The following is a 14226-nucleotide window of genomic DNA, read 5'->3' as shown; positions in this document are numbered from 1 at the left end:
TTATGGCTCAAGTACAAGTTTACAGTTTATTTACAGAATTCGATATCAACCTTTTCAAAGCAGGTAAACACTACAGACTTTATGAAAAATTTGGTTCTCACATAACCACAGTTAACGGCATTGAGGGAACGTATTTTGCTGTTTGGGCACCAAGCGCAAAACAAGTTTCGGTTATTGGAGATTTTAATTATTGGATTGAAGGCGAACACCAATTAAACGTGCGTTGGGATTCTAGTGGTATCTGGGAAGGCTTTATTCCTTTAGTTGGTCAAGGGAATATTTATAAATACAAAATACAGAGCCATAATAACGACATTAAAACGGAAAAAGCAGACCCGTATGCGCGCAGATGCGAACATCCACCTAAAACGGCATCCATAGTATGGAAGGATTCTTATAAATGGAAAGATACCGATTGGATGAAAAAGCGTAAAAAACACAATGCTTTAGACGCACCTTACTCGGTTTACGAAGTTCATTTAGGTTCTTGGAAACGCCATTTAGAAGAAGATCGTTTTTTATCGTACTACGAATTAGCAGACGATTTAGTAACCTATGTAAAAGACATGAATTTTACACACGTAGAATTAATGCCTATTATGGAATATCCTTATGATCCGTCTTGGGGTTACCAGTTAACAGGTTACTTTGCACCAACATCTCGATTTGGATATCCGGAAGAATTTAAATATTTAGTCGATAAATTACATCAAAACGATATAGGAATTATACTAGATTGGGTACCATCTCATTTCCCAGAAGACGCTCATGGCTTAGGCTTTTTTGATGGTTCTAACTTATACGAACACCCAGACCGACGCAAAGGATACCATCAAGATTGGAAAAGTTTAATTTTTAATTACGAACGTAACGAAGTAAAATCGTTCTTAATAAGTAATGCATTGTTTTGGATGGATCAATACCACGCCGATGGTTTACGTGTAGATGCGGTGGCGTCGATGCTGTTCCTAGATTATTCACGTGAAGATGGTGAATGGGAGCCTAATATCTTTGGTGGAAGAGAAAATCTTGCAGCCATCGAATTTCTTAAAGAACTAAATCAAGAAGCTTATGCTTCATTCCCCGATATTCAAATGATTGCTGAAGAATCTACAGCCTTTCCAGGAGTTTCAAAACCTGTATTTTTAGGTGGATTGGGCTTTGGAATGAAATGGATGATGGGTTGGATGCACGATACCTTAGAGTACTTCGCAAAAGATCCGGTGTATAGAAAATTCCATCAAAATGATATTACTTTTAGTTTAGCTTATGCCTTTTCAGAGAATTTTATGCTTCCGCTTTCGCATGATGAAGTGGTTTACGGTAAAAACTCTATTTTAGGAAGAATGCCAGGAGACGAGTGGCAGCGTTTTGCTAACTTACGTTTATTATATGGTTACATGTTTACGCATCCAGGCACCAAATTGTTGTTTATGGGTGGCGAATTTGCACAATATAACGAATGGAATTTTCAAGAAAGTTTAGATTGGAATTTGTTAGAATTCAAACCTCACAAAGATTTCCAAAACTATTTTAAAAATTTAAATGCTTTTTATAAAACGACGCCTGCGTTGTTCGAAAAAGCTTTTACTGGCGAAGGCTTTGAGTGGATTAATTATGGCGACCACGAAAACTGTGTAATCTCTTATATTAGAAAAGGAAACACCCCCGAAGACAATGTGGTGGTTGTTTGCAACTTAACACCAACTGTAAGGGAAAACTATCGTATTGGGCTTCCGCATAAGGGTAAACTTGTTGAAATTTTCAATAGTGATTCTGAAGCATTTGGAGGTAGCGGCGTATCAAACGCTAACGAATTAACTGCGAAAAAACAGGCTTGGAATGGCAAAGATTATTCAGCAGAAATAACACTTCCGCCATTAGCGGTTACTGTTTTTCAATTTAAATAACATTTGTTAGGAAGTTGTGAAATAAATAGTTGTTATATTGTAATTTAGATAATTTCGACCTTATTTTTTTAATAGAATCTAACGTAATACGTGCTTAATTTTTAGTAATTTCGTCGCTTAATTACACGTTCCATACTATGATTTTAAATACTGAATTAGAATATAAAGGGAATTTATTCCCAACAAACATAATTTCTTACAAAAAAAACCTTGACACCTTATCGTTTACCTCAGAAAACAACGTTGTGTTGCAAATTACCGTACAGCGCGATAGTGTTTTAAGATTTAGATATACCACAACCGGCATTTTTGAAAAAGATTTCTCTTATGCCATAACAAAATACGCCAGCAGAGGTTATAATTTTCTTGAAGTTACAGAAGAAGCCGATAAATATATAATTACGACTTCAAAAATTATCTGTCATGTTGCTAAAAACGATATGCGCATAGCTTTGTTTGATGTCAAAGACAAAACACTTATTTGCGAAGATGAAATAGGATTTCACTGGGAAGAAAGTTATGAGTTTGGTGGTAACATTGTTAAAATGACTAAAGCTGCTCAAGAAGGTGAAAGCTTCTACGGCTTAGGCGATAAACCTGTTGATAATAACCTTAAAGGAAAACGTTTTGATAATTGGGTAACAGACTCTTTTGCTTATGTAAAAACCACAGATCCGTTATATAAAGCCATCCCTTTTTACACCGGATTACATCACGATAAGTCTTACGGAATCTTTTTCGATAACAGCTTCCGCTCTAGTTTCGATTTTTGCCATGAACGTAGAAATATTACCAGTTTTTGGGCCCAAGGCGGCGAAATGAATTACTATTTCATTTATGGACCTGCCATGGCCGATGTGGTTTCTATTTATACAGACTTAACCGGAAAACCTCACGAATTACCTGCTTTATGGACCTTAGGATACCATCAATGTAAATGGAGCTATTATCCAGAATCTAAGGTTAAAGAAATCGCGAATAAATTCAGAAAATTAAAAATTCCTTGCGATGCGCTTTATTTAGACATCGACTATATGGATGGCTTTAGATGCTTTACTTGGAATAAAGAATATTTTCCAGATCCGAAACGGATGGTAAAAGAATTAGCAGACGATGGCTTTAAAACCATTGTTATTATAGATCCAGGAATTAAAATAGATGAAGAATATTCTATTTATCAAGAAGGATTAGAAAATGATTATTTCTGTAAACGTGCCGATGGTCCTTATATGAAGGGTAAAGTGTGGCCTGGGGAGTGCTATTTCCCAGACTTTACAAACCCCGAAGTACGCGATTGGTGGTCAGATTTATTTAAAGAACTCGTAGAAGATATAGGCGTTAAAGGTGTTTGGAACGATATGAACGAACCTGCGGTAATGGATGTTCCTGGAAAATCGTTTCCAAATGATGTTCGACACGATTACGATGGTAACCCTTGCAGCCACCGAAAAGCACATAATGTTTACGGCATGCAAATGGCGAGAGCCACCTATCAAGGACTTAAAAAATTCTCATTCCCTAAACGTCCTTTTGTAATTACCCGTGCAGCGTATTCTGGGACGCAACGCTATACCTCTAGCTGGACAGGAGATAATATTGCCACTTGGGAGCATTTATCTATCGCCAATATTCAAGCACAACGTATGTGTATGTCTGGATATTCTTTTATAGGCTCCGATATCGGAGGATTTGCCGAACAACCAAACGGTGAGCTTTATGCACGCTGGATACAATTAGGTATTTTCCATCCTTTTTGCAGAACTCATTCATCTGGCGATCATGGCGACCAAGAACCTTGGGCTTTTGGCACTAATATTACCAACATTGTCCGAAAATTTATTGAACTAAGATACCAGTTATTACCGTATTTATATACCGCCTTTTGGAGATATGCTAACGAGGGTGTTCCAATTTTAAAATCGTTAGTGTTATTCGACCAAACCGACCCCCACACCCACTACAGAAACGATGAATTTATTTTTGGTGAAAAGATATTGGCTTGCCCAATCACTGAACCTAATGCAAAAGGAAGACGTATGTATTTCCCTGTTGGAAATTGGTATAATTTCTGGACAAACGAAGTGGTTGAAGGTGGCCAAGAACTATGGGTAGATGCTGATTTAGATAGCATGCCAATTTTTGTGAAAGAAGGCGCTATGATACCAAAATACCCTGTTCAGCAATATGTTGGTGAAAAAGAAATAGAGCAATTGGTTTTAAATGTTTATTACAAACAAGGGGAGGAAACCTCGCAGGTTTTTGAAGATGCTCAAGATGGTTATGATTATATTAAAGGACGCTATAGTCTAAGAAATTTCAAATTAGTTGGAAAAGAGAATTCATTAATTATTCAGCAATTTAAATCGGGTAAATACATTACGCCTTATGACCAAATAAAGATTAAATTCCATGGGTTACCATTCAAAATTTCTACAGTTCAAATAAATAATGAAGAGATGTTATTTGAAGACGTAAAACTAAATGGAGATAATTCTATAATAGTAAGTAAAGAATTTACCGAACTCCATATAAAAGCATAAACGTTATAACGTTTCTTTATGAGGTTTTAAATTAAAAGGCTTCCCAAGGTACACCAACTTGAAGCCTTTTTCTATTTTACCCACATTTTTATTGTAAGAAGAAATTATCTCTAAAACACCGTGTTTATCCTTAACCAACAATGGTATAATATCTTCATCATGTGTTGTAATTTCAATAAGTTCTTCATAATGTGCGCGATCCTTAAGTTCAATCTCATGAATTTTAGGATATTTTCTTGCTACCTCGGTTAGTGAAATATAATCGTCTGTATGCGAAAATAATCCTTCTTTCGGACTGTTATTTGGATCTAGAATTTCGTCTCTGTGTACCAACCTATAGGTGCCACTTTCTCCAAATTGTTCCGAAAATTTTTCAATAACATAATTATTAATGTCTCCACTGCCCGTTAGTGCCATTAAAAACCCAACATCACTCAGCTCTATATTATCATGCAGGATGTCTGAATAAATATCGACGTTCATCGCTTCTAATCCCATGTCTTGCGCTAGTTGTATATTCGCTTGATTACTATCTATTAACACTACATGTCTCCCATTGTCCTCTAAATATTTACCAATAAGTCTCGAAAAAAGTGAGGCACCCACTATTAAAACACCTTCAGATCGTTTAAGAAAAACACCTACTAGTTTGGCAAAAGGACGCGCTGTGGTAGCATTAAGCAATACGGTTCCTAAAACAATCATAAATACCAAAGGTGTAATATATTCAGCTCCCGCTACACCCTGACTTATTAATTTGCTACCAAAAAGCGAAGCGATTCCAGCAGCAACAATTCCACGAGGTCCAACCCAACTTATAAAGACTTTTTCATTAATTTTTAATGGAGAACCCAAAGTACATAAAAAAACGCCAATAGGCCTTATTACAAACACCACAGCAGCAAATAACATAGCAGATTTCCACGTAATTAAAAGCAGTAAATCTTCATAATTTATGTTTGCTGCCAAAAGAATAAATAAAATAGATATGAGTAAAACACTTAAAGATTCTTTGAAATATAGCAGTTCCTTTATGTTGTCCAACTTCGCATTACCTAAAACCATGCCCATCACCACAACCGCTAATAAACCAGATTCGTGAGCAAAAACTTCAGATTCTACAAAAACCAATAATACGGTGGAAAGTGAAACTACATTTAAAAGATAATGCGGTATAAAATTCCTGTTAATAGCAAACGCCAATGCATGCGCAAAGGTGAAACCGAAGGTGGTACCAAAAAGTACAATTTTTCCAAACTCAATTAAAGCCGTAATTGTGAAACCACTATCGCCTTCAACGCTAATAAATTCAAAAACCAATACAGCTACTAACGCTCCTATGGGATCAATTAAAATACCCTCCCATTTTAATACCGCAGATACATCCTTTTTAAGGGGAATGTTTCTTAATATGGGTGTTATAACTGTAGGCCCAGTAACTATAATTAATCCAGAAAACAGAAAGGCTATGTCCCAACTTAAATTAAACAGCAAATGCGCTAAAATACCCGCTCCAAAAAACGTAATTGCAGACCCTAGTGTGATTAACTTGGTAATAACTTGCCCTACATTTTTTATTTCAGAACGTTTTAAAGTTAGTCCGCCTTCAAAAAGAATAATACTAATAGCGAGCGACACAAAATAAAACAATCCATCACCCGGAAATAACCCCTTTGTGCCATTCCATACGGGTTCTATCCATTTACTTCCATCGGGACTAATAAATTCTGAGGCAATAGGTCCAACCAATAAGCCTATAAGTATTAAGGGTAAAATTGCCGGTATTTTTAATTTCCATGCCACCCATTGTGCTAATATGCCTAAAATAATGATGCCTGCGAGTTCTAGCATAAATCGGTTTTATATTGAATGGTCTAAAATAAGAAAAACAGATTATTTAAAACCAATTATCTACATAGTTCTTTAGAAACCCAATAATAACGCATAAAATCAACACTTTTTGTATCTAATTTTCATTTAACGGCTTCATGTTTTTAAAAAATACTATCTTACGTCTTTCGAAATTTATTTACAATTTAAGTGTCTCTAAAACCTTTTAAAAGTATTGGTATAGGTGTGGCTTTTTCACCCAATTTAAAAGCAAACCTCTTTGAGGCGGCAAGACTTGCCGTTTTTTTTGAATCTAAATTATTTTTAATTCATGTTGGTGACCCTTCTGAAGACAAAATAAAAGCCCTTAAAATTATTTTAGCACCATTTAAAAAAGACGCCTTAGATTATGAAGTGATTTTTAAAATGGGTAACCCCGTAGATGTTATTTTAAAAACTACTGAAGAACAAAACATCGATTTGTTAATTCTGGGAGCTTTACAACAGGAGCGGTTTTTAAAATATTATTTAGGTTCTATTGCCCGAAAACTTACGCGCAAAGCAAAATGTTCTATTTTATTGCTAATAAAGCCTTCGGTAAATCGAGTTCCCTGCCAACATATTGTAGTAAATGGGCTAAAAGACCCTAAAACAGAACGCACCATAGCTTCAGCGTTTTACGTAGCAAACCAATTGCAAGCCGAAAAGATTACCATTGTTGAAGAAATAAAACAAGAAGAAATAAAAATTAAAGTAGACGACGATATCTCATTACGTAGAACCAACATTATAAAAGAGCGTATAAAACTTAGAGAAAACGCCAGAATAAAAGATATTATCGCACACATTCCTAAAGAATACACCGAAAATATTACTATAAAAACACAACCTATTTTTGGTCAGCAAGGGTATTCTATTGGGCATTATGCTCAAATATCGCGTGCCGATTTATTAGTTATGAATGCGCCTACCAAAATGACATTTTGGGATCGATTGTTTCCGCACGATATCGAACACATTTTAACCGAATTGCCAACCGATGTATTAATACTGCAATGAGTCCTAGAAAAAATAAAATAAAAAGTTTTTTTAAAACTATCCCGCAAAATATATTTTCGGGTTTCGTGGTAAGCTTAATTGCTTTGCCACTTGGTTTAGGTCTTGCCATGGCTAGCGATGCACCACCTATTTCGGGCATTATTGCAGCTGTAGTAGGTGGTGTCATGGTAGCCATTTTAGGTGGCAGCAACGTTACTATTACCGGACCAGGAAATGGGATGGTCGGGGTACTTTTGGTAGCTATCACAACGCTTGGTTTAGAAAGTGCTTATGCCGCTATCATCTGTTCGGGGTTTTTAATATTGCTACTTGGTTTTTTTAGAATGGGTAAGCTGGCAGATTTTTTTCCGTCATCTGCCATACAAGGAATGCTAGCGGCCATTGGACTTATTATTCTCGGCAAGCAATTTCATATTATGCTGGCGCATAAAATTAAACGCGAAGATACCCTCGATTATCTTTTCGAAACGCCAATTACCATAGCCGATGCTTTGCAATATAAAAACGAAGGCCTAATATATGCGGCTTCGGCTGGGGTTTTAGGCTTGGTGATTATGCTGTTTTATTCTAAAATTAGAAATAAATATCTACAGCTTATTCCAGCTCCAATGTGGATTGTTATTTTATCTATTGGCTTTAGTTATTATTTTGAATTGGTACTTCACCAAGATAATCCCATTGCGAAACAATATATGATTTCGGGTATTCCAACGTTTCAAACGATTATTGATGATATAAAACTGCCCAATTTTACAAATTTTGCCACTTTTCCGTTTTGGAGTAGCGTATTCGCCATTACGCTTATAGCTAGTATTGAGTCGCTTTTAAGTATCAAGGCAGTCGATAAGTTAGATCCCGAAAGAAGAAGATCGAATGTTAATAAAGACCTTAAAGGCCTTGGTATTGCAACCGTTTTTAGTGGGCTTTTAGGTGGACTAAACGTGGTTACCGTTATTGCTCGTAGCTCGGTGAATGTAAATAATGGCGCCACGAACCGCTCGTCCAATTTCTTTCATGCTACTTTTTTATTATTATTTATAGGCTTGTTTAGCACACAATTAAAGCGCATTCCGCTTCCAGCACTCATGGCAATCCTTGTTTATACAGGCTATAAATTAGCCTCACCAAACGTAATCCGAAAAATTTTCTATATAGGTAAGGAACAACTTATTATCTTTTTTGTCACCCTTATAGTTACCCTAAAAGTTGGCTTAATTACAGGTATTATCGCTGGTGTAATTACCACTTTAATCATTCATTTTATTCTCAATAAAAACATAACTTTATTCGCTAAAAATGTTTTAAAACCTAACGTTTTAATGTATCGCGAACAAGAAGGTCAGCACAATTTCTACGTCAGCGTCAAACACTTTTGTAGCTTTTTAAATTATTATAAATTAAAAAACAAACTAGACGCAGTTCCCGAAGACCAAGATGTTATTGTAGATTTTTCATTATGCAGTTTTGTAGATCATACGGTCATGGAAAATATGCATAGTTACCAAGAATTATTTAAAAAAAGAGGTGGTCATTTTGATGTTATTGGATTGGATATGCACGACACCGATTCCAAACATCCGTTTGCGTTAAGGCGGTTACTACCCGTTCCAAACATCATAAAAAACAACTTAACACGCCGGCAAACCAGTATGGAAAGTTTGGCTGTAGATTATAATCTAAGCTATCATTCAAAAAATATTCATGAAGTCGATTTTTTAAACAATTTCCTATTTTTCAACACAAAAACAATCGATCATATTTATAACGTTTTAAACTATAAAAATAGCACCATAAAATTATTCGATATTGAATTTTCTGAAGGTGAATTTATTGCCAAAGAAGTCATTAGAACCACGATGCTTCATATTAAATTAAACAATACCATTCCAGAATTCACTCTAGACAGAGAAGGGTTTCTAGAAAAAGTTTACGCTTTTGCGGGTTTTAAAGACATCCCGATACAAAACCATAGCGATTTTTCTAATAGATTTCGGTTATTAGGCGACAATGAAAAAGCAATACAACAATTTTTTAATGACGATATCACCCATTTTTTTGAAAGCAATCCGTATTATCACGTAGAATCTAACGGACGCGCTTTATTGTTGTTTGGCAAAGAGCGTTTAGCAAGTACAAAAGAAATAAAAGCCCTTTTTGATTTTGGTAAACGACTCAAAGACGTCATTAATTCAAATTAAGTAACAAAGATATTTTTGATGTAGCTGTGCGAAGATGCTAATGTGCACAAAATTAATCCTTTTTATTTTCTAAACAAATGCCTTATATCACCTACAATCTCTTAACAAAACCATAATTTTCCCGTAAAATTGTAACGATTTTCATAATTTTACATTTCTATGAATTTATACTCTATTATCACAGGCAATTTTAAGCTTGATGGAGGCGCTATGTTTGGAGTAGTTCCAAAATCTATATGGCAAAAAACAAATCCTTCCGACGCGAATAATATGATCGATTTAACCACTCGAAGTCTCTTAATTGAGGATGGTGACCGATTGATATTGATTGATACCGGAATGGGAAATAAGCAATCTGATAAATTTTTTGGATACTATTATTTATCGGGTGATGCCACATTAGATGGATCTCTAAAAAAACATGGTTTTCATCGCGATGATATTACCGATGTGTTTATGACTCATTTACATTTCGACCACTGCGGTGGAAGCATCCAATGGAATCGTGATAAAACAGGTTACGAACCCGCCTTTAAAAATGCTCATTTTTGGACGAACGAAGACCATTGGAAATGGGCCACTCAACCCAATAAAAGAGAAAAAGCATCGTTTTTAAAAGAAAACATATTGCCCATGCAAGAAAGCGGTCAGTTAAAATTTATGGCACTTCCAACAGGTGATACGCTAAAAAATTCTGAACTCGGATTCGATATCTTTTTTGCAGACGGACATACCGATAAACAAATGATTCCGCTAATACAGTACAAAGATAAAACCATAGCTTATATGGCCGATTTATTACCAACGCTTGGACATTTACCCATTTCGTTTGTAATGAGTTATGATACAAGACCGTTAATAACCCTCGACGAAAAAGAAAAATTTCTAAGTACAGCGGCAAAAAACAACTATTATTTATTCTTAGAACACGATGCGCATAACGAAATTATAACCATCGATACTGCCGAACGTGGTTTTAAAGTAAGTAATATCCTTACTTCACAAGATATATTCAAATAAAAGTGACTAATTCAAATAAAAACAGATGAAAACAATTAAAACAATGCTACTAACGGCTTTTATCGCCGTTTTATTCTCAGGTTGCGGCGGTACTGCAGCAATCCTGTCAACCCCAATTGAAAATATTGATTCTACGCCTTTAAAAATTTCGGAATTAACCGAAGCTGAAAAACACAACTGGGGGCATTTAGATTTAGTAAAAGATACCATACCTGGTATGAGTGTTGATAAAGCCTACGCCGAAATTATTAAAAACAGAAAAGGAGCTACCGTTATTGTTGGCGTTATAGATTCTGGTATCGATATAGACCACGAAGACTTAAACGATGTACTGTGGACCAACAAAGGAGAAATACCAAATAATGGCATTGACGATGATAAAAATGGTTATGTTGACGATGTTCATGGATGGAACTTTTTAGGTGATGGATACGACGAGCAATTAGAATATGTGCGCATATTGGCTAGTGGCGATACTTCAAATCCAGATTATGAAGCTGCACAAAAACTTTATGATGTTGAATACCAAAAATGGCTAGGTAGAAAAACACAATACGATCAAATTTATATGCAGCTTACAAATACCGATGAATTACTAGCAAAACATTTAGGTAAAAAAGATTACACTAAAGCCGAAGTAAATGCTATTAAATCTGAAGATGCCGATTTAAATAAAGCTGTACAAATTGCAAAATACATGTATAGTAACGGTATGGATTCTTTAGCGGATGCTATAAAAGAAATTAACGAAGGTTTAGAAAGCATTAACGAACGCTTAAATTACAACCTAAATAAAAGCTTTAAAGGTCGCGTAAATGGCGATGATCCGGAAGATTTGAGTACTAAATTTTACGGTAACGGAAACGTAAAACCAGTTAAGAAAAGCGAAAGTCATGGTACACACGTAGCTGGAATTATTGCTGCAGAACGTAACAATGGTAAAGGTGCAAATGGTGTTGCTAACAATGTACAAATCATGTCTGTTCGCGCGGTTCCAAACGGCGACGAATACGATAAAGATGTAGCGCTTGCTATACGATATGCCGTAGATAACGGAGCTAAAATAATTAATGGTAGTTTCGGAAAAAGTTTTTCTCCACACAGCGACTGGGTTCGTGAAGCCATTGCATACGCCGCTGAAAAAGATGTTTTATTTGTACATGCCGCAGGAAACGATAGCAATAATGTTGATGTAGAACCAAATTTCCCAGACGATAATATTAATGGTGTAGAAATTTCAGATACCTATATTCGTGTTGGTGCTTTAGAGCCAAAATATGGCTCTAATATGGTTGCAAGTTTTTCAAATTATGGAAAAGCAAACGTAGATGTCTTCGCTCCGGGAGCAAAAGTGTACTCAACGACTCCAGAAAACGAATACGATACTAAAGGAGGAACTTCTATGGCGGCTCCTGCAGTTGCTGGTGTTGCCGCTTTAATTCGTTCGTATTATCCTAAATTATCTGCAGCTCAGGTAAAACAAATAATAATGAATTCCGGATTACCAGTAAAAACAAAAGTCATTGTAGGTGGCGACACCAATAATGTAAAACCATTTGCCGATTTATGTAAATCTGAAAGAATTGTAAATGCTTACAATGCCTTAATTATGGCAGATCAAATGTCTAAATTAAATTAAAGACAATAATTTTGTTTATAGCACTGAAAATGTTTCAGTTTATTACGCAGATTAAATGATTTAAAATAGATTCTGAGCGAAATTCAGAATCTATTTTTTTATTATTTTACGGCAATTTATTAAAAAACACGCAATAGTAACCTATAACCTTATTCAAACAAAAACACATGCAACGTTTCATTTTCTCCCTACTTTGTATTTGCTTCATTTGGTCTTGTAGCACGGCACAATCACCTACAGCTAGTTTCCAAACCTCTCAAAATACAGCAACCTCAGCATACTGGCAACAACATGTAGATTATAAAATGGATATTGATATGGATGTAAAAACCTATCAATATAAAGGCAAACAAACGCTGGTTTATACCAATAATTCTCCCGATGTTTTAAACCGTGTTTTTTATCACTTATTTTTTAATGCTTTTCAACCTGGTAGCGAAATGGATGTGCGTTCTCGAACCATTGCCGATCCAGACCAGCGTGTAAAAGACCGCATAAGTAAACTGCAACCTCACGAAATTGGTTATATTAAAGTAAACGCTTTATCTCAAAATGGTGTTGCTTTAAACTACGAAACCGTAGGTACAATTTTAGAAGTTACGTTAGCAAAACCTATTCAACCCGGAGAACGTGTAACTTTTAAAATGGATTTTAATGGTCAGGTACCCGTTCAAATTCGTCGTTCTGGTAGAAATAATAAAGAAGGTGTCGCCTTATCTATGGCGCAATGGTATCCTAAGATGGCCGAATACGATTTTGAGGGCTGGCATGCCGACCCATATATTGGGCGCGAATTTTTTGGTGTTTGGGGCGATTTTGATGTGAAAATTACCATCGATAAAAACTACATTCTTGGTGGCACCGGTTATTTACAAAACCCTAACGACATTGGTTATGGTTACGAAACTGGAAAGGTGAATAGACCAAAAACCAATAAACTAACCTGGCATTTTGTGGCGCCCATGGTGCACGATTTTACCTGGGCTGCCGACCCAGATTATATTCACGATACCATGCAGGTACCTAATGGCCCGATGCTGCATTTTTTATATAAAAACACCATGACCAGCGAGCAAAAAGACAACTGGAAACGCATGCAGCCAAAAGCAGTCGAGTTTATGCAATATTACAGCAACCTTGTGGGCAACTATCCTTATAAGCAATACTCTATTATTCAAGGAGGCGATGGCGGAATGGAATATGGCATGTGCACGCTTTTGTTGGGTGAAGGCACTTACGAAGGTTTAACAAAGGGCGTTGTAGCACACGAAATGGCGCACACCTGGTTTCAGTTTTTGTTAGCAAACAACGAATCGAAACATCCTTGGATGGACGAGGGGTTTTCCACCTATATAGAATATAAAGCTTTAAACGATCTTTTTAACGAAGGCAAACAAAACCCTTCCGAAGACGCCTACAACGCCTATATTTATCTGGCAAAATCCGGTAGAGAACAACCTCTAACTACGCATGGCGACCGTTATAACTTTAACCGAGCCTATAGTATTGCCTCTTACAGTAAAGGCGCGGTGTTTTTAGCGCAGTTAGGATATATTATGGGTGAAGAAAATTTAGAACGCACCATCAAAAAATACTTTAACGACTTCGTGTTTAAGCACCCTAAACCGTTGGACATTATTCGTACTGCCGAAATAGTTTCGGGATTAGAGCTCGATTGGTATTTAACAGATTTTGCACAAACCACCAACACCATCGATTATGCTGTAAAATCCATTGATGGCAACAACGTAACTCTAGAACGTATTGGCTTAATGCCTATGCCTATTGATGTTACCGTAACTTACAACGATGGAAATACCGAAGATTTTTACATCCCTTTACAAATGATGCGTGGCGAAAAACCAACTACCGCAACCCTTATAAAAGATTGGGCTTGGGCATACCCTACCTATACGTTTGCTGCTAAAAAAGACGTGAAAAGCGTAGAAATAGATCCCAAAAACTTTATGGCCGATATTAATAAAGAGAATAATAAAAAGTGAATTTTGAAACTGTTTTCAACATTTTTT

General features: G+C 36.0%; 8 protein-coding genes. 7 read left to right on the top strand and 1 reads right to left on the bottom strand.

Going from position 1 to position 14226, the window contains the following annotated elements; genetic code table 11:
* The first annotated feature begins 2 nt into the window (after positions 1-2).
* A complete protein-coding gene (glgB, locus tag ACFQ0I_RS03345; protein WP_379939322.1) occupies positions 3-1910 on the top strand; it encodes a 1,4-alpha-glucan branching protein GlgB in 1908 nt (635 codons plus the stop codon).
* Between the two features lie 137 nt (positions 1911-2047).
* A complete protein-coding gene (locus ACFQ0I_RS03340) occupies positions 2048-4450 on the top strand; it encodes a glycoside hydrolase family 31 protein (RefSeq protein WP_379939320.1) in 2403 nt (800 codons plus the stop codon).
* Positions 4451-4453: 3 nt separating this feature from the next.
* On the opposite strand, the gene ACFQ0I_RS03335 is transcribed toward ACFQ0I_RS03340, so the two are convergent.
* The gene (locus ACFQ0I_RS03335; protein ID WP_379939319.1) at positions 4454-6301 is read right to left on the bottom strand and encodes a cation:proton antiporter; all 1848 of its coding nucleotides are present in this window, start codon (positions 6299-6301) and stop codon (positions 4454-4456) included.
* A gap of 189 nt (positions 6302-6490) precedes the next feature.
* On the opposite strand from ACFQ0I_RS03335, the gene ACFQ0I_RS03330 reads away from it, so the two are divergent.
* The 5 genes from ACFQ0I_RS03330 (at position 6491) to ACFQ0I_RS03310 (ending at position 14199) form a co-directional block, all read left to right on the top strand.
* Entirely contained in the window at positions 6491-7339 is an 849-nt protein-coding gene (locus ACFQ0I_RS03330; RefSeq protein WP_379939317.1) for a universal stress protein, read from the top strand.
* Positions 7336-9537: a SulP family inorganic anion transporter gene (locus tag ACFQ0I_RS03325; RefSeq protein WP_379939315.1), complete on the top strand. Its 2202-nt coding sequence runs from the start codon at positions 7336-7338 to the stop codon at positions 9535-9537. The genes ACFQ0I_RS03330 and ACFQ0I_RS03325 overlap by 4 nt, the downstream gene beginning before the upstream one ends.
* Positions 9538-9696: 159 nt before the next feature.
* Positions 9697-10557, top strand: a complete 861-nt coding sequence (locus ACFQ0I_RS03320) for an MBL fold metallo-hydrolase (RefSeq protein ID WP_379939313.1) — start codon at positions 9697-9699, stop codon at positions 10555-10557.
* Between the two features lie 25 nt (positions 10558-10582).
* A complete protein-coding gene (locus tag ACFQ0I_RS03315; protein WP_379939312.1) occupies positions 10583-12196 on the top strand; it encodes a S8 family peptidase in 1614 nt (537 codons plus the stop codon).
* A 167-nt stretch (positions 12197-12363) separates the two neighbouring features.
* Positions 12364-14199 carry a M1 family metallopeptidase gene (locus ACFQ0I_RS03310; protein ID WP_379939310.1) on the top strand — a complete coding sequence of 612 codons (1836 nt, stop codon included), beginning with the start codon at positions 12364-12366 and terminating at the stop codon, positions 14197-14199.
* Positions 14200-14226 lie beyond the last annotated feature (27 nt).

The sequence above is a fragment of the Mariniflexile aquimaris genome (genome assembly GCF_042676825.1).
GTDB lineage: Bacteria > Bacteroidota > Bacteroidia > Flavobacteriales > Flavobacteriaceae > Mariniflexile > Mariniflexile aquimaris.
This window is presented reverse-complemented; position numbering and strand designations above follow the sequence as displayed.